At 34.8% G+C, this 25,176-nt stretch carries 24 protein-coding genes and 1 riboswitch; of the genes, 5 read left to right on the plus strand and 19 right to left on the minus strand.

What is annotated here, in order from left to right:
* Position 1 precedes the first annotated feature (1 nt).
* Genes A6J74_RS09380 through A6J74_RS09390 form a run of 3 tightly spaced genes read right to left on the minus strand, consistent with a single transcriptional unit; the run spans position 2 to position 3,145 of the window.
* Positions 2-565 carry a CPBP family intramembrane glutamic endopeptidase gene (locus A6J74_RS09380; protein WP_001025773.1) on the minus strand — a complete coding sequence of 188 codons (564 nt, stop codon included), beginning with the start codon at positions 563-565 and terminating at the stop codon, positions 2-4.
* Positions 565-2,094: a RecQ family ATP-dependent DNA helicase gene (locus A6J74_RS09385; RefSeq protein WP_000762984.1), complete on the minus strand. Its 1,530-nt coding sequence runs from the start codon at positions 2,092-2,094 to the stop codon at positions 565-567. Before A6J74_RS09385 ends, A6J74_RS09380 begins: the two co-directional genes overlap by 1 nt.
* On the minus strand, positions 2,084-3,145 hold the full coding sequence (locus A6J74_RS09390; RefSeq protein WP_001176982.1) for a YpbB family protein: 1,062 nt from the start codon (positions 3,143-3,145) through the stop codon (positions 2,084-2,086). The genes A6J74_RS09385 and A6J74_RS09390 overlap by 11 nt, the downstream gene beginning before the upstream one ends.
* A gap of 298 nt (positions 3,146-3,443) precedes the next feature.
* On the opposite strand from A6J74_RS09390, the gene A6J74_RS09395 reads away from it, so the two are divergent.
* Complete coding sequence (locus A6J74_RS09395) at positions 3,444-3,692, plus strand: ferredoxin (protein WP_001151993.1); 249 nt, start codon at positions 3,444-3,446, stop codon at positions 3,690-3,692.
* Between the two features lie 123 nt (positions 3,693-3,815).
* Here A6J74_RS09395 and A6J74_RS09400 read toward each other — a convergent pair whose 3' ends face one another.
* The gene (locus tag A6J74_RS09400) at positions 3,816-4,394 is read right to left on the minus strand and encodes an ECF transporter S component (protein WP_000810844.1); all 579 of its coding nucleotides are present in this window, start codon (positions 4,392-4,394) and stop codon (positions 3,816-3,818) included.
* 162 nt (positions 4,395-4,556) lie between these two features.
* A riboswitch (FMN riboswitch) is annotated at positions 4,557-4,696 on the minus strand.
* A 248-nt stretch (positions 4,697-4,944) separates the two neighbouring features.
* Between A6J74_RS09400 and A6J74_RS09405 the strand changes: the two genes are divergently transcribed.
* Complete coding sequence (locus tag A6J74_RS09405; protein WP_000710843.1) at positions 4,945-5,631, plus strand: hypothetical protein; 687 nt, start codon at positions 4,945-4,947, stop codon at positions 5,629-5,631.
* 28 nt (positions 5,632-5,659) lie between these two features.
* Here the strand turns inward: A6J74_RS09405 and A6J74_RS09410 are convergent, their stop codons facing one another.
* The 14 genes from A6J74_RS09410 to A6J74_RS09475 all read right to left on the minus strand — a co-directional run bounded on the left by A6J74_RS09410 (position 5,660) and on the right by A6J74_RS09475 (position 18,709).
* Complete coding sequence (locus A6J74_RS09410; RefSeq protein WP_000866136.1) at positions 5,660-6,274, minus strand: peptidoglycan DD-metalloendopeptidase family protein; 615 nt, start codon at positions 6,272-6,274, stop codon at positions 5,660-5,662.
* An 83-nt stretch (positions 6,275-6,357) separates the two neighbouring features.
* Positions 6,358-6,939 carry a cob(I)yrinic acid a,c-diamide adenosyltransferase gene (locus A6J74_RS09415; protein ID WP_000781257.1) on the minus strand — a complete coding sequence of 194 codons (582 nt, stop codon included), beginning with the start codon at positions 6,937-6,939 and terminating at the stop codon, positions 6,358-6,360.
* 136 nt (positions 6,940-7,075) lie between these two features.
* The gene (gene resE, locus A6J74_RS09420; protein ID WP_000964657.1) at positions 7,076-8,851 is read right to left on the minus strand and encodes a sensor histidine kinase ResE; all 1,776 of its coding nucleotides are present in this window, start codon (positions 8,849-8,851) and stop codon (positions 7,076-7,078) included.
* The gene (gene resD / locus A6J74_RS09425; RefSeq protein WP_000426665.1) at positions 8,851-9,567 is read right to left on the minus strand and encodes a DNA-binding response regulator ResD; all 717 of its coding nucleotides are present in this window, start codon (positions 9,565-9,567) and stop codon (positions 8,851-8,853) included. Before resD ends, resE begins: the two co-directional genes overlap by 1 nt.
* A 303-nt stretch (positions 9,568-9,870) precedes the next feature.
* On the minus strand, positions 9,871-11,028 hold the full coding sequence (resC, locus tag A6J74_RS09430) for a cytochrome c biogenesis protein ResC (protein ID WP_000250098.1): 1,158 nt from the start codon (positions 11,026-11,028) through the stop codon (positions 9,871-9,873).
* A gap of 14 nt (positions 11,029-11,042) precedes the next feature.
* Complete coding sequence (gene resB / locus A6J74_RS09435) at positions 11,043-12,668, minus strand: cytochrome c biogenesis protein ResB (RefSeq protein ID WP_000910514.1); 1,626 nt, start codon at positions 12,666-12,668, stop codon at positions 11,043-11,045.
* 121 nt (positions 12,669-12,789) lie between these two features.
* Positions 12,790-13,311 (minus strand): thiol-disulfide oxidoreductase ResA, encoded by a 522-nt coding sequence (gene resA / locus A6J74_RS09440; RefSeq protein WP_000742208.1) that lies wholly within the window; start codon positions 13,309-13,311, stop codon positions 12,790-12,792.
* A gap of 106 nt (positions 13,312-13,417) precedes the next feature.
* On the minus strand, positions 13,418-14,146 hold the full coding sequence (gene rluB, locus A6J74_RS09445) for a 23S rRNA pseudouridine(2605) synthase RluB (protein ID WP_000440550.1): 729 nt from the start codon (positions 14,144-14,146) through the stop codon (positions 13,418-13,420).
* A 289-nt stretch (positions 14,147-14,435) separates the two neighbouring features.
* On the minus strand, positions 14,436-14,966 hold the full coding sequence (gene spmB / locus A6J74_RS09450) for a spore maturation protein SpmB (protein ID WP_000029515.1): 531 nt from the start codon (positions 14,964-14,966) through the stop codon (positions 14,436-14,438).
* Entirely contained in the window at positions 14,963-15,559 is a 597-nt protein-coding gene (gene spmA, locus A6J74_RS09455; RefSeq protein WP_000247802.1) for a spore maturation protein SpmA, read from the minus strand. The genes spmB and spmA overlap by 4 nt, the downstream gene beginning before the upstream one ends.
* A complete protein-coding gene (gene dacB / locus A6J74_RS09460) occupies positions 15,552-16,676 on the minus strand; it encodes a D-alanyl-D-alanine carboxypeptidase DacB (protein WP_001252633.1) in 1,125 nt (374 codons plus the stop codon). Before dacB ends, spmA begins: the two co-directional genes overlap by 8 nt.
* A 112-nt stretch (positions 16,677-16,788) precedes the next feature.
* Entirely contained in the window at positions 16,789-17,700 is a 912-nt protein-coding gene (locus tag A6J74_RS09465; protein WP_000082676.1) for a superoxide dismutase, read from the minus strand.
* A gap of 105 nt (positions 17,701-17,805) precedes the next feature.
* On the minus strand, positions 17,806-18,297 hold the full coding sequence (locus tag A6J74_RS09470) for a YpuI family protein (protein WP_000067559.1): 492 nt from the start codon (positions 18,295-18,297) through the stop codon (positions 17,806-17,808).
* Between the two features lie 22 nt (positions 18,298-18,319).
* Entirely contained in the window at positions 18,320-18,709 is a 390-nt protein-coding gene (locus A6J74_RS09475) for a hypothetical protein (RefSeq protein ID WP_000583780.1), read from the minus strand.
* Between the two features lie 185 nt (positions 18,710-18,894).
* Here A6J74_RS09475 and mprF point away from each other — a divergent pair, with 185 nt between their 5' ends.
* Positions 18,895-21,474, plus strand: a complete 2,580-nt coding sequence (mprF, locus tag A6J74_RS09480) for a bifunctional lysylphosphatidylglycerol flippase/synthetase MprF (protein WP_000010883.1) — start codon at positions 18,895-18,897, stop codon at positions 21,472-21,474.
* A 4-nt stretch (positions 21,475-21,478) separates the two neighbouring features.
* Here the strand turns inward: mprF and A6J74_RS09485 are convergent, their stop codons facing one another.
* Positions 21,479-22,267, minus strand: coding sequence for a hypothetical protein (locus A6J74_RS09485; protein WP_000232581.1), 789 nt, complete (start codon positions 22,265-22,267; stop codon positions 21,479-21,481).
* 176 nt (positions 22,268-22,443) lie between these two features.
* On the opposite strand from A6J74_RS09485, the gene deoD reads away from it, so the two are divergent.
* Together deoD and A6J74_RS09495 are read left to right on the plus strand one after the other, a co-directional pair.
* A complete protein-coding gene (deoD, locus tag A6J74_RS09490) occupies positions 22,444-23,151 on the plus strand; it encodes a purine-nucleoside phosphorylase (RefSeq protein WP_000110704.1) in 708 nt (235 codons plus the stop codon).
* Between the two features lie 158 nt (positions 23,152-23,309).
* Entirely contained in the window at positions 23,310-25,121 is a 1,812-nt protein-coding gene (locus A6J74_RS09495) for a sensor histidine kinase (RefSeq protein ID WP_000797528.1), read from the plus strand.
* Positions 25,122-25,176 lie beyond the last annotated feature (55 nt).

Below are 25,176 nucleotides of genomic sequence, written 5' to 3' on the forward strand. Positions count from 1 at the left end.
TTTATTTTCTTAGTTGGAGTCCCATTATAAAATCAACAAGAAAGTGTGCAAAGATTGTTATAAATAAATTCTCTGTCCATTCAAATACATAACCAAAGACAAAACTAATAAAACAGACGAAACAAAACAAAAATGGCTTTGTTATATACCGAATATGTAAGACTGCAAATACTAAACTTGCTATTATAATTCCGAAATGAGTCTGCATTACACCTCTAAATAAAAATTCTTCTGCAAAGCCAATAACGAACGTAATAACGAGTAAATGCATAACTGACATTCCTTGAAACATCTTATCGTTAATACCACCATCATCAAACCAAGACTCTGGAAATACTCGCATTGCAACATAATCTAATAACACAATACCAATCGCTAATAAACTACCTACTATAAGTATTCGTACAGGTTCCCACTTCCAAAGACTAAAAACTTCTTTTGTATCTCGAAATAATATATATGCTAGCAAACAACCAATACCAATAATAATTAGCTGTGTTATATACAGATTCAGCCTTATTTCTTTCGGACTCATATCTTCAACATTATGCCTTTGAATGTTCATCATTCCTCCATCTTTTCTAGGCCGAAAAGCTTTTGTAACTCTGTTTCCCAATTATAGTCGAAATCGGATTGTTGCGCTCGTCTTTTTTTATACTCCGTTTTTGTAATACCACAATAATCGCAGCAATTTTTCAACTCTGTCTCTTTTCTATAACCGAACTGTTGAAGTACATATTCACGCCTACATCCTTTAACTTGTATCCATGACTTCATGTTTTCTAGCTCACTATATTTATTACGCAATCTTATTTCTACTTCAGCTATTAATCTGTTCATGATTTCATCTGACAAGCTCTCTAATATTAGTTTTCGCCGTTGTATGATCCCAAGCCGTTCGAGATGATAGCGGATGAAACGCCAATATTGTTCATTAAATCTTGCTGCATTATAACAAATTTCTTCTACATCTTCTATTGGTAATTCTTTCGTTTGAAACATTCTTTCTTGTAGTAAAGAAAATAAAAATTGTATTTGCGACTTACTTGGCAATTCATCTTCAATAATTGAAATTGGCAAATCGTGATCCAACGGACTACATAATAAAAAGGCTATACTCGGTTCGCCATCTCTTCCAGCTCTTCCGATTTCTTGCAAGTAGGAAGCTATATTAGTCGGATAATGGAAATGAATAATATATCTCGTATTCGACTTATTTACTCCCATACCAAAAGCACTTGTGCATATTACAATTTGCAATTGATCATTCATAAATTGCTGCTGAATTAACATACGCTCTTCATGTTCCATACCACCATGATAAAAAGCCACACCAGTACAGCCTTTTCCTCTTAAATATTCCGTTAAACGTTCTGTCCATGCTCTACTTGAACAATATACAATCCCAGGCCCCTGTAAATACATCACATGTTCCAAAAGTGCTTCTTTCTTCTCTTCTATCGTCTCTACAAATTGCACTTCCATTGCAATATTTGGACGATCAATAGAGTATGCATGCTGCGAGACATTCTTTAAACTTAAACTCTCTGCTATATCTTGCAGTACATCCTTTGTCGCTGTCGCTGTTAATGCTAGTACCGTAGGAGATCCAATGTTCTCAATTACTACGTTTAATTTTTTATAATCCGGTCTAAAATCATACCCCCACTGCGAAATACAATGGGCCTCATCCACAACAAACATTGAAATATGAATTTTCTTCAATTCTCTTATTAATAAATCCGATTGCAACATTTCTGGAGACACAAAAATAAATTTATAAAAAGCCAATTTTTTCATCGCTTCTCTTTTTTCACTTAATGTCCGAAAACTATTAAATGCAATCACTCGATTTTTCACAACATACTTTAATTGTGTAACTTGATCTTCCATTAAAGATAATAGTGGTGATACAACAAGCACTGTTCCTTCTTGCATTAGCCCTGGGAGTTGATAGCACATAGATTTCCCTCTTCCAGTCGGAAGCATCGCTATAACATCTTTTCCTTCTAATAAGTCTGTAATAACTTCTTTTTGTCCTTGACGAAATTCAGAATATCCAAACCACTTATATAAATATTCCTCAAGTTTCATTTATACCCTCCATCCGTGCCAATACAAGACGGACTTCAAAATAAGATATCTCTTCCCCAACCGCTTGTTTCAAGACACGTAACTTACGTGTTTGTAATGTCTCAATTACTTCTTTTACTTTATCTATTTTGTCTTTCTCCATAAACATCTCAATTGAAAATTCTTTTTCTCGTAAAGCGATTTCTACAAAATGATCTTCTATCGTTGCAACCTTCAAATTCCGAATTGTTGCTATTTCTTCCAGAAAGCGTCCTTGTCTCCAAAGATTATATGTTTTTTTCGTAGATATGCTAAATAAATCAGCCTTCTCATTTGGATAAGATATAATTTCAGCTAATAACGGAAACTCACTTTCTTTATTACGAACTTCTTGAATAATGAAATGAATTGTACCCCAAAATAAAAAATACACTCGAAATACATCTTGTTTCGTAATTTCCGCTAATTGTTGCAACGTACAACCGATGCGTTTATAGCCCGTTAAGCGATATGTTACGATTGTCGCCTCTAATGGTTTATTTTTTTGTAAAAGAGTATACATCTCCTTCCACAACCTTTTAGCCAATTCACTTCTCATATATGGTATTCCAGTGAGAAAACGTTTCACCCACATCATTATTTCTGTATCTTGCTGAATTGGAATAAATTTCGTATTCACCTGTTGTAAATTCGAAATGGTTTGAACGATTAATGATAATCTCTTCCAAAACGTTTCACCTATTTCACCATAGTGTAAACCATGTAAACACGTCGGAAAAGCAAAGTCATCTTTCCATTTGTTTAATTGCATGTTACCAGCAGTCGTTACTACGTATGTATTTTCATGTATAGATTGAACTAAATCCGTTTGTACCAACTTTGCAACTTCTTGATCATAATCAGCTCTATTCAAAGATTTATAAATCCCAAACAAAAAAGAAATTTGAAACATATTCCCATCTTGTAATGTTTGCGATGACCTCTTTCCTTTTAATAAATAATAAATAGAAGAAACGGTCCTTTCGCCATTCAATTGTTTTAAACAATACAATAAAGTATATTGTAGTTGCATTACCGCTTCCCCTTTCCAATTTAACTTAATTCTTTTTCAATATGATTACAACGTCTACTGTTACTCATTAACCTTATCATATCGGTACCATATGCTTGTACATACTCTATTGTACCAAACGAAATAACATTTACGTATTTTGAAAATCTTATGACATAATTCAAAAATAAGTTGACACTCTAATTGATAAGCATTATCATTATAATTTTATGTTGAAAAGTTTTACAAACCGTTTTACAATAAGGTTATAATTTTTATGGCGAGCTTTTCACATACATATTATCAGGAGGGAAAAAAGATGGCAAAATATACAATCGTTGATAAAGATACTTGTATCGCATGTGGTGCTTGCGGCGCTGCTGCACCAGACATTTATGACTATGATGATGAAGGTATTGCATTTGTAACATTAGATGATAACCAAGGTATCGTTGAAATTCCAGATGTATTAATTGAAGATATGATGGATGCATTCGAAGGTTGTCCAACTGACTCAATTAAAGTTGCTGACGAATCATTTGACGGCGACGCTTTAAAATTCGAATAGTCTTTTATTAACTTCAAAAAATGCCCCTCATATTGATGAGGGGCATTTTTTGTTCCCTATTTTCATTCTACTTATCAAAAAACCATTAGTAGTTTCACACTACTAATGGTTTTATTTTATATGTTATGCATTTTTCATTTTTGCAAACACCCATACTTTCAGGCGTGAGAATAATGCTACAAATACAATTGTTACTACAATTCCTTTAATTAAATTAAACGGTAAGATCGCTGTTACAACAGTCGTTCTTATAGCCTCACTAGACATAGCAGGTGCATTTAAAAACCAAGTGTAAGCTGGGAATATGATGATATAGTTTAATACACTCATAATTAGCGCCATTGTAATTGTCCCTAACATTAGTCCTGTCGTTAAACTCTTTACAGTACGATACTTTCTAAATAAGAAAGCTGCTGGTCCAATAAATAAACATCCTGCAATAAAGTTTGCAATTTCTCCAACTGGCACTCCTACTAAACTACCTTGAATCCCGTAATGTAAAATATTCTTTATTCCCTCTACAATTATCCCCGCAATTGGTCCAAAAATAATTGCAGCAATTAGAGCTGGCACATCACTAAAATCAATTTTTAAAAATGGCGGAAGCCCTGGGAACGGGAAATCCAACATCATTAGTAAATATGCAATACTACTTAGCATTGCTACACTCACCATCTTTACTACACTGTTTTTTTGTTTCATCGTTCTCTCTCCTTTTCCATCGATCATCTCATGGAAAGTGGAAAGGTTCTGCTATGCCTATTTTTTCATAGAATGAAAAAACCCTTTGTGTTTTACACAAAGGGAGAATTTAAGGCATATCAAACAGACGTTCAAATTCCTATCTTTTTTGAACGCTTGAACCTCCATCTTCTCCCATCCAGACTATACTGTCGGCTTTGGAATCACACCAAATCCTGCCTTAACGGCTCGCGGGCTTAGAACGAAATCATAAATAGTTCATCACCGCCGGTCGGGATTTTCACCCTGCCCCGAAGATAGACCGATATTCTATTTTCCCCTTCATTATACAACAACCTAATAACATTGTGAACTAAAAAATTGTAACTTATTTAAAATTAGTTATTTATTTTTTATAACCCATTAATAATTGCAAAATATTTTACAATACACCCCATATTTTTTATTATTAGGCATTTCTCTTTTGAATTCCCTAGTCATATATAATGAAAAGTGATAAGATGTTGAATTGTTAAGATAAGAACATTTTCTGAGTTATGGAGGAAATGTCATGAAGAAAGATAAAAGACACTCTATTCGAGAAGCAATGAAAAAAAACTTAAGAAAAGAATACTTTTACTTAAAAAAAGAATTACTTTTCTACTGTCCAATTGATTTAGGCACATTCTCAAGCGAGACATACTATGCTGCTTTCGATGAAGATGGCATCAGTATTTATCAGTATGATAAAAAAACAGAAAGTAAATTAAAATTGTGCGAGCGTCATCCATGGAAGAGTTGGAATAAAGTGAAGGTTGATCACTATTTGACAACTTCTCAATTTATTTTTCAAGGTGAGCGTAACTGGATATTATCCCTTTTCCAAAAAGGAAAAGAAGCTCAAAAAATTATCGAAGAGCATACATCTTTACAAACAGAAGTTGTTTCTCGCTCTTTCTTAAAAAAACTTCCTGGTTTTCGTTCTAATACACCGTTGAATAAATACATCGGCAGCATTTGTTACACTGCACTTATTGCATTTTTATTAAAATGGATGATTCCATTTCAAGCACCACAAATCGCCCTGTACTCTCTTTCGATTGGTTGTATGCTTCTTGGCTTACTTTGTTTGACAATCGGTTTAATTGAACCGACTATTGTACTGTTTCGAACAAAAGAAAAAACAAGAACAAAAGTTTTTTACTTATATAGCTACTTAGCTATTTCTGGATTTATATGTGTCTTTATTTTTTGGTAAAAGAAGAGCTAGTTAAACTAGCTCTTCTTTACTTTACGTATAATTGTTGACTTGGATAAATTCGCTCTTGCTGCAATCCATTTTTTGCTTTTATTTCCTTAAGTGTCATACTAAATTTCCTTGCAATATTAACTAAAGTATCCCCTTTTTGTACAACATATAATGAGGAAGAAACAACTTCATTTCTTTGTTCATTTAAAACAAGTAATGGATTCATCGCATTCTTTTTCGCCATCGTCCATCTTCCTTGATGAAGTTCTAAATGTAAATGTGCACCTCGTGATTCTCCTGTGTTTCCTACTTCTCCAATTATTTCTCCTTTTGAAATATAATCCCCTTGAACTACGTGTCTCTTATTTAAATGTGCATACACAGCCTCATATTCTCCATGTTTAATAAATACAACGTTCCCATAACTATTTGAATAATAAGACTTTGTCACCTTACCATCTTGAATAGCTGCCACAGGTACTCCGATCGGTGCAGCTATATCAATACCGTAGTGTTTTCCATGCCTTGTCCCAAAATAATCACTTATCTGTCCTTCCACAGGCCATGTCCATCGATTTTCTTCTGCGTAAACATGTAATTGAGATAAAAACAGTACAGTCAATAACATGACGCTACATTTTAACACTTTCATATACATCCTCCGTTTTCTAATTACCACCATACCTTCTCTATTTTGGTATATTACAGAAAAAAGTATACAAAAAAGAAAGTGAATTACTCCACTTCCTTCTCTTTCTTATCACGAAAAACTAATGCGCTACGGTTATACTCCACATCTTTTACTTGTAATCGAGTATTTATTACTCTAGCTACTGCAAACAAATAATCAGATAATCTATTTACATACTTTAGAACAACTTCATTTATTTCCACTTCTTTTTTCAACGACACGATAGAGCGCTCTGCTCTTCTTACAACAGTACGTGCAATATGAATGGTAGCCGATGCCTCGCTACCACCTGGTAAAATAAAGCGTTCTAATGGTGGCGCTTCTTCTATATACAAATCAATCCTTCTTTCCAAGCTTTCGACCATTTCGATCGTTACTTTATAAGGGATTTTCTCCTCCACTATCGCCAAATCTCCCCCGCAATCAAATAGTTCATGTTGAATATTTTCAAGGTCATTGTAAACATCTCCAAATGCCCCGCCTTGTAGCTTAGTCATCGCATATCCAATATGAGAATTCGCCTCATCTATCGTGCCATATGCTTCTACACGAATATTATCTTTATCCACCCTGCCACCTATTACACTTGTTTTCCCTTTATCTCCTGTTTTCGTATATAATTTCATTTCTTCACAGCACCTCTCTCGATATTCTTAATTCGACTAAGATAGAAAAAAGTTCTACTATAATTTATTTAATTGATTTTACAAAAAAATAAAAAACAGTAGAACTTTATTTATTATTAACTTTAAAAACATATATCTAAATTATACGATTCGGCAAATATACAGAGAATGTAGTTCCTTCTCCAACAACACTTGAGACAGAAATTTTCCCATCATGGCCTTGAACAATATTTTTAGCAATCGCAAGCCCGAGTCCTGTTCCACCCTTTTTCCCGCGTGTTCTTGCTTTATCAGCTTTGTAAAAACGATCAAACAAGAATGGAATATCTTCTTCTGGAATACCAGCACCTGAATCTTGCACTTCGAAAGTAAGACCATTATTTTCCGTATGAATTACAAGTGCAACATGTCCACCTGCATTCGTATGACGAATTGCATTATCAATTAAATTCGTCAACACCTGTTCCATACGGTCTGCATCAAACGGATATTGTTCAATTGGATTTTGGAAATCTACTGTTAGTTCAACTTCTTTATCCTTTGCAATCCCTTGGAATTTACGGCCAATCTTTTCGACAAATGGATGAATATCTACTTCACCAATATGTAACTCTACGTGGCCACTTTCCATACGAGCTAAATCTAATAATTCATTTACAAGTTTACCTAAACGAACGGATTCATCATAAATGATTTGAACAAACTCATTAATTTCCTCTTTCGTTTGCACAATATCATCTAAAATCGCTTCACTATACCCTTGAAGCATGACCATTGGTGTACGAAGTTCATGTGATACATTGGCAATAAAGTCTTGACGCATCTTCTCAAGACGGCGTTCTTCCGTCATATCACGCAACACTGCTACAGCCCCACGAATTTTCGTTTGATTGTAAAGCGGCGTCATAAGAACTACGTAGTTACCTTTTTGCAAATTAATTTCAACAACTTGTTGTTGCTCACTTTCTACAACGCGATGGAATAGTTCCACAAGTTCAGAAGGTAGTTTTTTACTTAGCTCTATCTCTTTTTCTTCTTGCCAAACTTGTAAGAAATTTTCAGCCGGTGGATTAATAACTACGACTTCACCTTCTTGATTTAACGTAATAACTCCATCTGCCATACTACTCAAAATACTAGCTAACTGTTCTTTTTCTTGCTGCAAAGCATTCATATTAAACTTCAACTGTTTACCCATTTGATTTAAGGCCGTTGCAAGCTCACCAATTTCATCCTGAGATACCATAGGGGCCTTTGCATCAAACTTCCCACGTGCCACCTCAAAAGCAACCTCACGCATTTTACGAAGCGGTGCGGTAATTCGAGTAGATAAGAAGAACGCAAAGAAAGTTGTTAATATAATCGCAATCCCAGCCGATAAGAAAATAAAATCAGTCGTTCTCTCCATACCTTGTATTGGTACTTGTAAAGATTCATATACGAACACTGCACTTTGATTTTTTGATTGCACCGGTTTTCCGACAATCATAATATCATTTTCAGTATTTTTATTCTTCCTACTATTAGAAGCTTTTCTTATGTTGTTTTTAATTTCTTTTTTATCTTTAAAAACAGCAGCTAATTCTTTATCTTCTTTTAAATCATCTATTGTTAGCGTAACTAATCCTTCTTGTTTCGGAGAAGATGAAATCTCCTTACCATCTTCTACAATAATGATTCTTGAAAGTGGGTCAGAGAATTTATACGCGATATTCTCAATCGTTTTTACATCGGCACCTTCTTCAATTAACTCTGAAACACTTGTTGCAACTTTCTGAAGCCTAGCTTCACTCATATCAACATAATACGTTCTAAAAAACTGTGAAAGTAAAATCGCAACAAATCCAAGAACAAACGAAACGAGAAGTAATATGGTCATCCATAACTTCCCTACTACACTTCTCCAAAGCATCAGTCGTTCACAACCTCAAACTTGTAACCCACGCCCCAAACGGTAACAATCATCTTCGCAGCATCTGGTGATTTTTTACTTAATTTCTCACGTAAACGCTTTACATGCGTATCCACTGTACGTAAATCTCCGAAGAATTCATATTGCCATACTTCTTTCAACAATTGCTCTCGATCGAATACCTTATCAGGAGCTTTCGCTAAGAATAATAGTAATTCATATTCTTTCGGCGTTAAGTTCACTTCATTACCATCTGCAGTAACACGATGTGCATCGTTATCAATTGTTAAGTGCGGGAACACAGTAACATCTTTCGTCGTTGTATCTTGTGTAAAGAATGTTGTTGGTACAGCACGACGTAACACCGCTTTCACACGAAGCACTACTTCACGTGGGCTAAATGGTTTTACAATATAATCATCCGTTCCAACTTCAAATCCTTGTACCCGATTTACTTCTTCACCTTTTGCCGTCAACATAATAATTGGTGTCGCTTTTTTCTCACGAACCCCTTTGCACACTTCGATACCATCTTTACCAGGCATCATAAGATCCAATAAGATTAAATCATAATCATTTTGCAACGCCATTTCTAAAGCTGTATCACCATTATCTGCTTCCTCAATTGTGTATTGCTCTCTTTCTAAGTACATTTTCAATAAACGACGAATGCGATCCTCATCGTCTACAATTAAAATTCTAAATTCATTTTCCATTTCTACCCGCTGCATATTTTCACATCAGCGGTTCACACCTACCCTTCTACACTATTATGTTGCGCTATTCTCGGTTATTTAAGCACTCCTCTAAATGTTTCACTTCCCACTATTATGCTTCACAAGAATAATAAAGTTTGTTCAATTTTTTTCCAAAACTATGTATTTTATTTGAACAGTATATTATGTCCTCGACATCATTTTACAAAATCAACCGCTACTTTGTCATGTTTTTCTCAAAAAAGAAGAAAATTTGACAAAAATAAAATAGGAAAGTGACATACACTCTCCTATTTTATTTCTCTATGCATATGAATGTAAACCCGCAATGATTAAGTTCACTACAATAAAGTTAAACATAATGATCGCAAAACCAATTACTGCAAGCCACGCTGATTTTTCCCCATGCCATCCTTTAGATAATCGTAAATGTAATACTGCCGCATAAAAGAGCCACGTTATAAGTGCCCAAACCTCTTTCGGATCCCACCCCCAAAAACGCGTCCATGCTATTTGAGCCCAAATCATCGCAAAAATTAGCGCACCTAATGTGAAAACTGGGAATCCAATTGCAATAGATCGATATCCGATTTCATCCAGTAAATCACTATTCGTATTCTTTACTAGTGGCTGAAGTGCCGCTGATACTCGTTTGCGTAAAACAAGTCTTAATACAACATAAAGTAGTGTTCCAACTATTACTGACCAAATAACAGTATTTAATTTTTTCGCATTTACAATCGCTGGAACTTCGACTGTCGGTTCTAATTTATTTTCTGTCAGTAACTTCCCTTCATGTGGTCCAACTAAAGCTGGGAGATTATACTTCATCTCGACTTGTTGTTCATTTTTATCAATCCATTGAAACTTAGCTTCATATTTCATACTGGAGAATACTGTCGTTACCGCAATAAATCCAACTGTACAAACAAGTGTGAACACTACCGTTTCTAACCAAAATGTACGTTTACTTCTCGTTGATTGATCTACATTTTTCAATAAATACATAACGCCCGTAATAAAACTAATTGCTAAAATTGCTTGTCCTGCTGCTGCAGTCGTCACGTGAATGTGTAACCAGTTACTTTTTAAAGATGGGATAAGCGGGGATATTTCCCTCGGGAACATACTTGCATAGGCAATTAATAAAAGAGCAACTGGTAATGCAAATAGTCCCATTATACTTACGCGGTACATAAAATACATTACAATAAATGCTCCGACAAGCATCATACCGAAAAACGTACCGAATTCGAAAAAGTTACTAACTGGCGCATGACCTGATGCAATCCACCTTGTAACAAAATATACTGTTTGTGCTATAAATCCTAAAATTGTAATCGTTATTCCTACATTTGCCCATTTATGACCCTTTTCTTTAATTGCTCCCCCAAAAAATAGAGTTGCTATTAAATATAAAATAAATGCGGTAAAGAGAAAGTTACTACTTATTTGCACCATATCGTTTCCCCACCTTAACTAATTTTTTTATCAATTACTTTATCATTTGGCTGTGGAATTGCTGTACCTTCTAGTATTCTTTCAATATCTTTCTTTAAACCGAACCAATTTTTATTCGTATGTCCTGCAATCCACCATTCATCATTAACACGTTGTATCCAAATACGGCGATGATTCCAATACATACCTTGAATGACACCAACCATAAATATAAATCCTCCAATACCAAGAATCCAAAGCGTTAAATCTTTCCTAACCGTTAGAGCTGTCGCATTTTGCATTTCAACACCTGCAAATGACATTTTATATTTGTTGTTTCCATCTGCTTCTATATTTTGCTGAATACCAACGAAACTCACTTCACCATCTGGCGTCTCAGGCGTAAACATTTTAAATACGAATGCAGGGTTGTTTGGTAATTTTGTTTTTGTATTCGGTTTTCCATTCTCATCAAAATAAAAATCTGGAAAATAGCTTAATAGTTCTAAAGAATAACCATTTCCTAAATCGTATTTTTCTGTAGGATTCGCTAAATCTACTTTAATTGGTCCCCACTTTTGATTATTTTCTTTGTTTTGCAAGTGGAAGGACATACTTTTAAATTCACTTTCTTTATAATCCACTTGATACACTGCAAATTGATCAAATTTCAATGGCTCATTCACGCGAATTTCCGCTTCTTTTACTTTTTCTAATTTCGGTTTTTGCCCTGCTATATTTTCGCCTACCGCTTTATATAATACTGCATTCGTTTGGAAGTTTTTCGCAATCATTTTATCCCCAACACGGTCTATCGCTTCATCAAAAACTTCCTTATCCTTACTTTTATCATAAACTTCTTTTATAAACTTCTCATTTTTTAAATAGTATTGACCATCCGTCCCTGGTACTTCTTTCGTTTCACCATCACGTAACCAAAGAGCTTCGTCTACGTACATACTCGGTAAAAAACGAAGCATCGCACCGAATAAAAAGATAATAAGGCCGATATGATTTACATATGGACCCCAACGTGAGAAACGTCCCTTTTCCGCTAAAACGTTTCCGTCTTCCACTTTCACGTTATAGTTTCTTTTCTTTAAATTCTTTTGCACTCTTTCCAAGTCACCATCTTGCGGAGTACCAGTCCCGTATAATCTTTGTCTCTTTAAAAAGCTAGGATGTCTTTTTACCCCTTGTTTTTTTAAAGCTTTATAAAGGGGAATAACACGGTCTAAACTACATATCACAAGTGAAGTACCGATAGAAGCAATTAAAATCATGTACCACCATGAACCGTATAAATTATTAAATCCTAATTGATAGTATAATTGCCCTAAAAATCCGTATTCCTGTTTATAATATTCAGCTGGTGCAATTCCTGGCGTTATGTACATTTCTTGCGGAAAAATTGTTCCTATCGCTGATGCAGCTAAAGTTATTACGATTAGCCATACACCTACTTTTACAGAAGAGAAAAAGCTCCAAATTTTATCGACTATCGTTTTTGTTTGCGTGAGAGATCTCCGCGCACTCCCCTCATAGCGCATATCCAATAGTTTTACATTTTCATTGCTTTCAAATGGTTTCCCACAAGCTTCACAAAAAATGGTTCCTATCGGATTAACATGTCCACACTCACATTTAATTTCTTTCAACACTCTCACCGCCCCTGTATCTATATGTACTATTGTATATTCTAACCTCAAGTTACCGCAATACTCAGAATTTTTAAATCAGAGGCGCTATAGACATGCACCTCTTATGTAAAGGCTTTCTTTATTACGGAGTAATTTTCTTCAAATAGCCTTCTAACTGTTCTTTCGTTTGTTCACCTATAATTTGCTCCACTACTTTTCCATCTTTATCAATCAAAAAGCTTGTCGGTAATGGACCTACTCCATATGTGCCTATGATTTTTGTTCCTTTATCAATGGCAACTGGGAATTTCAAATCATATTGTTTCACAAAGTTCTTAACAGCAATATCTGTTTCATCTGCATCTAACGCAATAATTTCAACGCCTTTTTCTTTATACTTTGGATATAATTCATTCATATAAGGCATTTCTTTTTCACAAGGTTTACACCAAGTTCCCCAAAAGTTTAAAAATACACCTTTACCCTTTAAGTCCTTTAATTCAATTTTCTTTCCTTCCAAATCCGTCACAACAAAATTAGGTGCTTCTTTCCCAATTTGCATTTTCTCTTTATCAGTGAAAAACCCTTGATAAAGGGTAAATCCTACAGCACCGCTTAAAATGAGCAGGATGATAACACGAAATAATAAGCGATTTTTCTTCATCTTGTCTCCCCTCTCCTCGGTAAATGGTATGTATTCTTTTCTGTAAATGTTATATTGAATAAATCACCAGCAGAGCACTCCACTGGTGAAATTTTAACTCTATAGCTTATCTTGGCTTTGTAGAAGCAAGCGCGCGTAATTGTTTTACCTCATGTGGTGTCAATTCTCTTGCATCACCAGGTCGCAAACTACCCACTTCTAAAAAGGCATAACGTTCACGTTTTAATTTCACTACTTTACAGTCTAACGCTTCAAACATACGACGTACTTGACGGTTACGGCCTTCGTGAATTGTTAATTGTACAATCGCCATCTCTTTACGCTTGTCCCAAGAAATAATTTTCACATTTGCTGGTGCTGTCTTTCCGTCTTCTAATGTAACACCTCGTTCTAACATGCGAATTTTCTCACCTGTTAATGGCCCTTTTATTTTTGCAACATATGTTTTTTCAACTTTATATCTCGGGTGCATTAATACATTAGCGAAGTCCCCATCGTTTGTCATTAATAATACGCCAGACGTATCATAATCTAAGCGTCCGATTGGGAATAAACGTTGTGTAATTTCAGGGAAAAAGTCTGTTACAACATTTCTTCCTTTATCATCTGATACACTTGAAATTACGCCAGTTGGTTTATATAGTAAAAAATAAACAGGTTCTTCTTTTTCAAGAGGGATGTTATTTACTTCTACTTTATCTTGAGGAGTTACTTTTGTTCCTAACTCCTTCACTATTTTTCCATTAACTTTCACTTTTCCTTGCTGAATTAATTCCTCAGCCTTTCTTCTCGATGCAATACCTGCTTGTGCAATCACTTTTTGTAATCGTTCCATTTCTTTTTTTCACCTCGAATTTATCTTACCTTACATTAGAAAGACTTGGCAACCGCATACGTTTTACGACTGTTCGCCTCGTCTCACTTAAACAACATAGCGATGATATTAAACATATAAAGGGCAAATCATGTTTTTATCCTTTATTATTGTCCATATTTTTCATATTTCTCACAATAAAAGTTCATCATTTTGTCAAAAATACTGCATAAAAAAACCACTATTAAGCTACACCTTAATAGTGGTCGTATACGTATTATAAGCGAAATAGCCTAAAAAATGAATAGTATTACTGAAACAATAAAGAAACAAACACAATTGAGCAAATAATCCCGATTAAATCTGCAAAAAGTCCTACTTTTAATGCATCCCCCATTTTTCTAATCCCAACAGCTCCGAAGTATACTGTTAAAATATAAAAAGTCGTATCTGTACTCCCTTGCATCGTAGAAGCTAATCTCCCAATAAACGAATCTGGTCCATATGTTGCAATTAAATCAGTCGTAATACTTAAACCAGCAGAACCCGAAATTGGACGTATAAGCGCAAGTGGAACGATTTCTGCTGGGACATGAATTAAATCTAACATCGGCTTCATTACAGATATCATCGCATCTAAAGCACCTGATGCCCGAAAAATAGAAATGGATACAAGCATTCCAACCATAAACGGTAAAATGGAAACTGCAATTTGAATCCCTTCTTTTCCTCCCTCAACGAACGATTCATACGTTGGGACTTTCTTTATCGTGCCATATAAAAGGATAAAACCAATTACACAAGGGATTACCCATAATGAAATTGTATTTACAATACTCATTTTTTCCGCCCCTTTCTACTCCTTCTTCGGTAAAAATAGCGGTCAATCCAAATTGCCCCAATCATAGAGAGCACTTGTGCAATGAATGTTACCCCAACAATTTCAGTAGGATTTGCTGATTCATAAGTCATTCGAATCGAAATGACGGTAGTAGGAATTAAAGTAATAGCTGATGTATTTAATGCTAGAAACGTCACCATAGAGCGACTGGCCGAATCCTTTCCTCCATTTAATTCTTTCAGTTGTTCCATCGCTTTAATACCAAGAGGGGTTGCTGCATTACCTAGTCCAAAAAAGTTCGCCATCATATTCGATAGAATAAATCCCATTGACGGATGATCCTTCGGTATTTCTGGAAACAACCTTTTTACTATCGGCATAAAAAGTGTAACTAACTTTTTTAACAACCCTGCTTCCTCTGCAATTTTCATTAAGCCAAGCCAAAATACTAAAACGCTAATAAGTCCTATGCAAATCGTTACCGCATCTTTTGACCCGTCAAATACAGCTTTCGTTACTTCTTCCATCGTTCCGTTTATCATGGCATACACAATCCCTATGACCGCCATCGCTGCCCAGACGAGATTAACCATCGTTCCCAACACCTATCATGTAAGAAAAAATTTCTTTCACATTGTTCCAGTACATACCCGTTGCAGCTACTAACTTCCGTTTACTATAAAATAAATTCCGTTCTCCGACTTTTTCATTACCAACATAAATGTCCGTCTTCCCAACCTTTACTCCATCCGTAAGTTTTGCACTTTTATCGAGTTCAACTTTTAATACTACGTTCTTTTTTTCTTCTTCAGTTAACGGTACCGAAAAACTATTTTTCGTATAAACATGATTGGCATATTTCTTTTCATTTATTTCAGCAAGCGCTCCTTGTCCTAAAACTTTTGTTTGCTTAAAACGTTCAAACCCTTTGTCAAATAGATTCATATGATCATCCCAATCACTAGAAGCACTCAAAGTTACGACAATTAAATCTAGTCCATCTTTTGATGCCGTTGTAACAAGCGTTCGTCCTGCTTTTTTCGTAAAACCTGTTTTCCCACCTGTTGCAAATTCATAATAGGATGTCACAAGCTTATGTTTATTTTTCCACGGATAATCCCATGAATTTGATTTATACGTTTTTGTGCCAAAAATTTTCTTAAAGGTCTCGTTCCCCATTGCATATTTCGTTAACAGTGCCATATCATAAGCCGAAGAATAATGAGAGCCATCTCCATCCAAACCATGAGGATTTGAGAAGTGAGTATCTTTCATTCCAATTTGTTTCGCCTTTTCATTCATTAAATATACGAACCCCTCTATACTCCCTCCTACATTTTCAGCAATTACTTGCGCTGCGTCATTACCTGATCTAAGCATAAGTCCGTATACTAAATCCTCTAGCTTCACTTTCTGTCCAGGTTTTAAATAAATCGCCGATCCTTCCACCCTGACTGCTTCATTACTAACTGATACCATTTCTTTCATTTTTCCTGATTCAGCAGCTAACAAGGCTGTCATAATTTTTGTTATACTAGCAATTTTTTGTGGCTCATGTTCTGCTTTTCCGTATAATACACGACCAGAACTTTGCTCCATTAATACAGCATTTCGAGCGCTAACATTACTGTTCATCTTTGCATATGTAGGAATCGGCATAACGCTTGCGTACATAATAAGAAGCGTAATGATTACACAAATTCGTCTCATATTTCCCCCCACGTCCTTTTGGCACTTTTTGTACAAGTGTATGCTTGGCCTTTTAAAATATGAACGAAATCTTCCTTCTGCTCCCATTAAAAAAGACGCAAAGAATTTGCGTCTAATATGGTGTCCATTCAATTTGTTTCGCAGTTTCAAATCTTTTTTCTACATCAGGCCAATTCACAACATTCCACCAGTTTTTAATATATTCATCTTTTCGATTTTGGTATTGTAAATAATACGCATGTTCCCATACATCTAGTACAAGGAGCGGTATCGTATCCCATTGTGTAAACAATTGATGAAGTGTACTCTGCAAAATTTCTAACCTTCCAGATCGGGGGACCCAAACGAGAATCGCCCAGCCCGAACCTTCTACTTTAGAGGCTGCTTCCGTAAAATGTTTTTGAAAACGTAAAAAGCTCCCAAAATCTTGTTCAATTTGTTGTGAAAAAGCCCCTCTTGGACTTCCACCACCATCTTTTTTCATGTTATTCCAAAATATCGTGTGTAAATAATGTCCTGATCCATGAAAAGCCGCTTCTCGTTCCCAATGCTTAATTAAATCAAATTGATTGGTTTTTCTCGCTTCCTCCATCATCTTCTCTGCTTTATTTAACCCTTCTACATAACTACGATGATGTTTATCATGGTGTAACATCATAATTTCTCTAGAAATATACGGCTCTAACGCGTTATATGGATAAGGTAATGGCGGGAGTGTATGCCCTCCAATTGGAACAGCTCGTTCACTATCCCCTCTTTCATATAGTTCATATTCCTCTTCTTGCATAAATACTTCCTGCAGATGATGTTGAATATGTTCTACATCATCGCTTATTTCATACATAAACTCCGCATCCGTTTCGTACTCATGCTCTTTCATACGCTCTAATAATGTCTGAATTTTATAAGCAAGCATATGGACATCATACACTTCCATTGCGCGGCTATCTAATACGTGAAGAACACTTTCACACCAACTTTCTACTTCATGAAAGTAATCTGTAAATACACCTTGCTGACTCATGTTACACCTCCTTATTGCTATCCACTTAAATATATTCAATGAAAATCCCTTATATAACTGTACAAAAGGAAAAGAAGCTAAGTCTCCTTAGCTTCTTTTCCTTAATTAGTATTTGTGTAACATCTTCGTTTGGTAATCTGTCTCATAATATTCTAGTTCTTCACGCATCAATTGAAATTTACCTTCTAAATTCTTCATCACTTTCTCTATAGATGAAGGTGGTGTTTGTTGAAAAACGATAGAATTTTTTCCTGTATATGCAGATCGACTATTTTCATACCAATGATCACTCTTCGGGGAAAAAAACTCTGCAATTACTTGATGATATATCTTATATAAAATTTTTTCAGCTGCTGTTTTTCGAAATGGCTGGCTATTCAGCAAAACAAAACATGCATCATGTCCTTCTTCGCAAAAAACGAGAAGACGTCTCATTGATGCTAATAACCCTTTATAATATTGCTCGTTCCCAGCTGGTGTCTCTTCTAATAAAAAAGGCAACGTATGATAATTTACATAATTGGTTATCAAAGTAATCGCATCTTCTAAAAATATAGAAACTTGTTCTGTTTGATTTTCAACCATCAAATTAGACATTTCTTCCCTCTCCCTTTCCATTTCACGCTATTTCTATTCTTTTATTTTTATGTAATTCAGCCAATATTTCTTGTACTTTCAACACTGTTCTCTCATCAAAATATTGTTGAAATTCTTCTATATTATTTAAATATAAACGTTTTTGCGCACGGAGCTCCTTATCTTTCACTAAACAACATATCGCTACAATATCCCGTAAATATATGTCTTGTTCTTCTACTTTACACACTGGATTTCCTTCAAAAGGAGTAATTTCTTGTATAACTTCTTCAAAATAGCGAACGTATAAAACTGAAAAAGTTTTCTCTTTATCATTTAATATATATGTCACTTCAGATCTGTTAAAAAAATCTTCTGATGTATTAGGTTTTGCTTTCTCTAACTCATGCCCCGCATAACCTATTATAATCATATACTTCCCCTCTCTTCCTTCTTTCACTCCATTTTAACTTAACTTTCTGATAAACGAAATATTCTTTTAAATATACCTATATAAAAAATAGCTTACCTATACAGGAATTTACCTTTTTATTTTTCTTGAAGTTTGTCATAATAATATTATTGTCTCAGTTTTCTTATACAAGGAGAGTTGTATTTATGTCGTTTTCATGGAAACGTTTCTTACAAATCGGGAAAATTATCTTCCCATTTGTTGTATTAACAGTTGTATTCTTTCAAGCAAAAAAAGAATTAGCGGGCATTTCTTTTTTAGAAGCGATTGATACAATTAAAAACATTCCAACTGGAGGAGTCTTTTTAGCAATTACACTTGGTGCATTCGCTGTATCAACGATGTTCTTTTATGATTATGTTATGCTTCGTTACTTAAAAGCTGATATACCTGTCCAAAAGATTTTCCGTATCTCATGGATTGCGAATACTTTAAATGGTTTTATTGGATTTGGTGGCCTCGTTGGAGCTGGTGTACGAACAATGCTTTATCGTCCATACATAAAAGAAAATGGAAAACTTATTAAAAGTATTGCCTGGATGACGACTGCCTTTATTAACGGATTAGCCATACTTTCATTCCTCGGTCTTATCGGAATATTAGACACAAGATTTATTTTGCATGAAAAACCGTGGTTATGGCCTGTCCTTATCTTCTTTGCCCTTTTCGTCCCTATATACATCGGCTTTTCTAAACTTAAAAATAGAAAAACAACGCAAACCGAAGGACAAGAAGAGGAAGAGAAAAATCCAACTGTTTTATACTCATTAGTTTCATTAGTCGAATGGGTATCTGCTGGTATCGTTATGTACGTCATTTTAATACTGTTTGGAATTGAAGTTGACTTTCAAAAGTTTTTAGGTGTATATGTAATTGCTGCCTTAGCTGGCGTCGTTAGTCTTGTCCCTGGTGGGCTTGGTTCATTTGACCTTGTCTTCTTAACTGGACTAGGACAATACGGCATTGATACAGGTGTTTTACTGCCTGCTATGTTACTATATCGCCTCGTCTATTACATTTTACCATTCTGCCTTGGTCTCATTTTTGCGGCTTTCGAAATGACAGGAGTGGCCATTAAAAAGTTTGAAGATAAACCTTTTATTGCGCCTGCATTAGAAACCACTGGCGTTATATGGACTTTGCAGCGTGACTTTCTAGGGAAATTAGGTTCATGGGCATCTGCTGCTTTAACAGTATTTGCTGGCTTAATGGTTATTTTATCGACTATTTTACCAACAAGTATAAACCGGGCACACGCCTTACATATTTTAGCTCCAAAGCATCTGATTCAGTTTTCTTTTAGCTTATCGCTAACATTCGGTATTCTCCTTCTAATCCTTTCAAGGGGAATATATTACGGAACAAAACGTTCTTATTATATGACAATTATTTCTTTAATTGGAGCCGCTATCTTTAATACGCTAAAAGGAATTGATATTGAAGAAACATTTATTTTGTTAATCGTACTCGCTGTATTATATATGCTTCGTAAAAGATTCGTACGCGAGAAAATGGAAGTCTCACTTTCTGATATCGTAAAAGTTTTTATATTCTTACTTGTAACGTTATATTTATATAAAAACTTAGGTATTTTATTTGCAGGTGCAAAAGAAGCTTTTAAACCTGATTTCGTCGTTCGTAATATTACCCAAGTGAAACGAAGTGCATTAGCAGCTGCCTTTTTCGTTCCTACTTTTTTACTAATTGGCTCACTCATTGCCAATCGTTATCGAAATGAATTTCCCGGGCAACCAGCAAATGATAAAAGGTTACAAAACTTCCTAGATGAACACGGTGGAAATGTACTTAGTCATTTAGGTTATTTAGGAGATAAACAATTCTTCTTTAGCAGTGATGGGAAGGCGCTCCTTCTCTTCTCCATAACTGGAAAACGTCTTGTTGTATTAGGTGATCCAATTGGCAACCCTTCCTCCTATCGTAATGTGTTGCAAGAGTTTTTAGCTGAAGCTGATCGATTCGGATACATTTGTGTATTTTATCAAATCGAAAGTAAATGGATGAGTTTATATCATGATTTTGGTTATAACTTCTTTAAACTTGGTGAAGAAGCTGTCGTTGATTTAAATACATTTACAATAACAGGAAAGAAACGCGCTGGTATGCGAGCGACTTTCAATCGTTTTGAAAGAGAAGGCTATACATTCTCTATTCATCAGCCGCCATTCTCAGACGAATTATTCGAAGAGTTACGGAAAGTTTCTGATGCATGGCTCGGTGGAAAAAAAGAGAAAGGTTTTTCACTCGGATACTTCGATCGTGAATATATTAGCCGTGCTCCTATCGCTACATTATCTGATGCGGATGGAAAGATTATCGCATTCACAACCTTTATGCCCGTATATCAAAACGGATCATTGTCTGTTGATTTAATGCGCTATTATCCAGATGCACCTAGTGGAATTATGGACGCAATTTTCATCCACTTATTCCAATGGGCAAAAGAAAATGAATATCACTCCTTTAATATTGGTATGGCGCCACTTTCCAATGTTGGGTTATCAACACAATCATTTTGGTCTGAAAGAGTTGCTGCTGCAATCTTTAATAACGTTCGTTATACGTATAGTTTCAGCGGATTACGACATTTTAAAGAGAAATACAAACCAGCATGGAGCGGTAAATATTTAGCATTTAGGAAGAATCATTCTTTACCAATTACGATGCTCTCTGTAACAAAACTAATAGGAAAAAGAAAAAACAGCTAAAAATTTAGCTGTTTTTTCTTTTTTGAACTTGTACGATAAAATCCTTCTCATATTTCTTACCATTTATATAAAAAGTTCCCCACAGTTTATACGTGCCTTGGGCAGGAAATGTAATACGATACTGTAATTGCTCATCCGTATCAACAGGCATAGCGTATAAAAAGTTTTCCCTCGTTTCATCTACGATATAAAGAGTTTCCTCTTCTCCTCTCTCTGAATGTAATTTCAATTTTTCACCCTTTTTTGCTTGAAACTGAAATGTTAACGTCACCGGCTCATTCGGATGTAATGCACCGAATAAAAGAGAAACTTCATGCTCTCCAATTTTTTTTGTAAGTACACTATCGACTGGCAGGTTCACCTTCTTCTTATTTTTTTCTTCTTTTTCTCTCCCAAAATCTGTCTTCGCGAATGATTCTACTGACTTATTTTTGTTTTCATATAAAAATATTGTATACGCTTCATCTTTCGCTATTTTGGAAGATAACTTATATGATCCATTCCCTGCAAATGTAGGTTTAATCTGTTGTATATGTTTTAACTGTTCATCTACAATAACTGCCCGAATTTGATCATTTACACCACGAACCTCATTATTCTTTTTATTTAGTAATTGAAACAAAATATCTACTTTATCATTTCCTTTTCCATTTGATACATCCCATTTTACTTCTTGAACATCTCCTACCGTCTCTACGGTTTCCTGATATTTTTTTATGTAAAATCCTCCCGCTACAATAAGTACCAAAGCTACAAGTCCAATGACAAGATTTTTCAAAAAATCACCTACCATTTTTATTGTCTCTGTTTATACAAAACTTCTTTCATATATATTCTAGATTATGATTTATGAAATCCTCCTCTTTTGCACATATTACAAATAATTAAAAAGATTTTAATTGAACGGATTCGTAGTGTATAATGCAAATGATATTGATTTCTATCAATACATTATAAGGAGGACTTTTCATGAGTGTACATATTGAAGCAAAACAAGGCGAAATCGCTGAATCTATTCTATTACCTGGTGATCCATTACGCGCAAAATATATCGCTGAAACATTTCTTGAGGACGTTACTTGCTATAATAACGTGCGTGGTATGTTAGGTTTCACTGGAACTTATAAAGGAAAACGTGTATCTGTTCAAGGTACAGGTATGGGTGTTCCTTCTATTTCTATTTATGTAAACGAACTAATCCAAAGCTACGGAGTTAAAAATTTAATTCGTGTTGGGACTTGCGGTGCAATTCAAAAGGACGTAAAAGTACGTGACGTTATTATTGCAATGACAGCTTGTACTGATTCGAATATGAACCGTTTAACATTCCCAGGTTTTGATTTTGCACCAGCTGCAAACTTTGACCTTTTAAAGAAAGCTTACGATGCAGGAACTGAAAAAGGATTACACGTTCGTGTTGGTAACGTTTTAACAGCAGATGTTTTTTATCGTGAAAGCATGGACATGGTTAAAAAACTTGCAGATTACGGTGTATTAGCAGTAGAGATGGAAACAACTGCTCTTTACACATTAGCAGCGAAATATGGTGTAAATGCATTATCTGTATTAACAGTAAGCGATCACATCTTCACTGGTGAAGAAACAACATCTGAAGAACGTCAAACTACATTTAACGAGATGATTGAAATCGCTTTAGATGCAGCAATTCAACAATAATACATTAAAGAACTCGTCATACGTCTGTCGAGTTCTTTTTATGTGACTTTTTATAAAAAACTACTTTAGAAAGAGACAGATTTCTCCCTCTACTTTCTTGTCACGTTTGTTATAATAAAGTGAAATCATTTACAGTATTTCTCATAAGAGGTGAAGCAGTGAAAAACAGAAGTATCGTCTTTAAACTATTTTTATTAACATCAACATTATTTACAATCATATTCCTCCTCTTTTTCCTAGGACAGTCTCTATTTTTAGAGAAATTTTATATTAATAAAAAAGTAAAAACCGTTCAAACTGCCTTTGAAAAATTCGTAGATAATTACGAAAAAAGCGGCAAAAGTTATGAGGAAATTAGAAAACTAAAACAAGAATTTCATGATAAAACAAATGCTGAAATGCAATTTTTAGATTCTAATGGCATTATTAAAAGTGAAAACAATTTCTACATTGATGTTATTGATTCTAAAACTCAAAGTACGTATTCCATTCCACTTAATAATCTTTTAACACCCGAAGAATATATTAAATTCGAAAATTTAGGTTTAAAAAAAGATGGACCAATCAGCGTCTTGGGGTTCTTACAGGGGAATATTATAACACCAATAGAATTGTCAACACATTATAATCGATGGCGAAACGAACATTTCAATTCGGATTTCCAATCAATTAATAGTAATCCTCCTAAAAATGGACTTACAAATCGATACAAAACTACAACTAATATCCGTCTTACTGGTGTTATATCTAAGTTACAGCTCCCATCCAAAGCTGAGGTTCGGCTTGCAAATGACATTGAAACATTACGAGCCGTTCAATATTTTACATACACAATTAGGCAGGGTACTTCTGATTCAAATAAATTAACTATATACCCATTAGGCGTTGAAGAAAATTTACAAAGCCGCATCTTTGTAAAACCTATTATGGAAAACAATATGGTTACAGAGTACGCCTTTGCGATAGTATCTTTGCAACCTGTTAATGAAGCGATGCTCGTTTTAAAAGATTATTATGTCTATGCCTTAATCATTGTGTTTCTCGTGATTATTTTATTATCCTTCTACTATTCAAAAATTATTGTGAAACCATTAATTAAGATTAATCGCGTTACAAAGAAAATGGCTAATTTTGATTTTAGCGAGAAACTACCTGTTACAGCAGACGATGAAATTGGCGGGCTTTCCGGCAGTATCAATACATTATCTGTAAACTTAAAAGACAGAATTGATCGATTAAATGTTGCCAATACAAAATTACAACAAGATATTGAACGTGAACGTCAATTAGAGAAGACGAGGAAAGAATTCATTTCTGGTGTATCCCACGAATTAAAAACACCACTTAGTGTAATTAGAAGTTTCGCAGAAGGGATTCAAGATGGTGTTAGTAAAGATACAACGTATTATACAGATGTTATTTTAGAAGAAACAGAAAATATGAACAGACTTATTGTTGAAATGTTAGAATTAGCAAAACTAGAATCGGGTACGTACAAACTAGAAATGACAACATTCTCAATCGGTGAATTAATTCAGCAAGTCCATACAAAGTTATTATTTAGCATGGAGGAAAAGCAGTTACAAGTGGACGTCGATGCAGACACTTCTATATTTGTTAAAGCGAATCGTAGTCGTATTGAGCAAGTAGTTGTGAACTTACTTAGCAATGCAATTCGCTATACGCCCGATGGAGAAAGAATACAAGTCTCTGTTATAGAAACCGAAGATACAGTAAAAGTCGAAATCGAGAATACAGGAAATCCTATCCCAGAAGAAAGTCTTGAAAAAATTTGGGATCGCTTCTATCGTTTAGATGCATCACGCAGTCGTCATACTGGTGGTACCGGTCTCGGGTTATCTATTGTAAAAAACATTTTAGATCTCCATCATGCCAAGTACGGTGTATATAATACGAATAATAGCGTTGTATTCTATTTTAATTTACCAAATGTAAAAGAAGTCAAATAATTTGTCTTAATTTCACTAGGAGTTCACATGAAATTCACACTCTCCCTTTATAGTA

The sequence above is a fragment of the Bacillus sp. FDAARGOS_235 genome (assembly GCF_002073415.2).
In the GTDB taxonomy this organism is placed as follows: Bacteria; Bacillota; Bacilli; order Bacillales; family Bacillaceae_G; genus Bacillus_A; species Bacillus_A toyonensis.

Coding starts and splice junctions, on each gene's coding strand:
- A6J74_RS09380 (WP_001025773.1), bottom strand. CDS start 565: ATGAACATTCAAAGGCATAATGTTGAAGATATGAGTCCGAAAGAAATA.
- A6J74_RS09385 (WP_000762984.1), bottom strand. CDS start 2,094: ATGAAACTTGAGGAATATTTATATAAGTGGTTTGGATATTCTGAATTT.
- A6J74_RS09390 (WP_001176982.1), bottom strand. CDS start 3,145: ATGCAACTACAATATACTTTATTGTATTGTTTAAAACAATTGAATGGC.
- A6J74_RS09395 (WP_001151993.1), top strand. CDS start 3,444: ATGGCAAAATATACAATCGTTGATAAAGATACTTGTATCGCATGTGGT.
- A6J74_RS09400 (WP_000810844.1), bottom strand. CDS start 4,394: ATGAAACAAAAAAACAGTGTAGTAAAGATGGTGAGTGTAGCAATGCTA.
- A6J74_RS09405 (WP_000710843.1), top strand. CDS start 4,945: ATGAAGAAAGATAAAAGACACTCTATTCGAGAAGCAATGAAAAAAAAC.
- A6J74_RS09410 (WP_000866136.1), bottom strand. CDS start 6,274: ATGAAAGTGTTAAAATGTAGCGTCATGTTATTGACTGTACTGTTTTTA.
- A6J74_RS09415 (WP_000781257.1), bottom strand. CDS start 6,939: ATGAAATTATATACGAAAACAGGAGATAAAGGGAAAACAAGTGTAATA.
- resE (WP_000964657.1), bottom strand. CDS start 8,851: ATGCTTTGGAGAAGTGTAGTAGGGAAGTTATGGATGACCATATTACTT.
- resD (WP_000426665.1), bottom strand. CDS start 9,567: ATGGAAAATGAATTTAGAATTTTAATTGTAGACGATGAGGATCGCATT.
- resC (WP_000250098.1), bottom strand. CDS start 11,028: ATGGTGCAAATAAGTAGTAACTTTCTCTTTACCGCATTTATTTTATAT.
- resA (WP_000742208.1), bottom strand. CDS start 13,311: ATGAAGAAAAATCGCTTATTATTTCGTGTTATCATCCTGCTCATTTTA.
- rluB (WP_000440550.1), bottom strand. CDS start 14,146: ATGGAACGATTACAAAAAGTGATTGCACAAGCAGGTATTGCATCGAGA.
- spmB (WP_000029515.1), bottom strand. CDS start 14,966: ATGAGTATTGTAAATACAATTTCATTATGGGTAATCCCTTGTGTAATT.
- spmA (WP_000247802.1), bottom strand. CDS start 15,559: ATGGTTAATCTCGTCTGGGCAGCGATGGCGGTCATAGGGATTGTGTAT.
- dacB (WP_001252633.1), bottom strand. CDS start 16,676: ATGAGACGAATTTGTGTAATCATTACGCTTCTTATTATGTACGCAAGC.
- A6J74_RS09465 (WP_000082676.1), bottom strand. CDS start 17,700: ATGAGTCAGCAAGGTGTATTTACAGATTACTTTCATGAAGTAGAAAGT.
- A6J74_RS09470 (WP_000067559.1), bottom strand. CDS start 18,297: ATGTCTAATTTGATGGTTGAAAATCAAACAGAACAAGTTTCTATATTT.
- A6J74_RS09475 (WP_000583780.1), bottom strand. CDS start 18,709: ATGATTATAATAGGTTATGCGGGGCATGAGTTAGAGAAAGCAAAACCT.
- mprF (WP_000010883.1), top strand. CDS start 18,895: ATGTCGTTTTCATGGAAACGTTTCTTACAAATCGGGAAAATTATCTTC.
- A6J74_RS09485 (WP_000232581.1), bottom strand. CDS start 22,267: ATGGTAGGTGATTTTTTGAAAAATCTTGTCATTGGACTTGTAGCTTTG.
- deoD (WP_000110704.1), top strand. CDS start 22,444: ATGAGTGTACATATTGAAGCAAAACAAGGCGAAATCGCTGAATCTATT.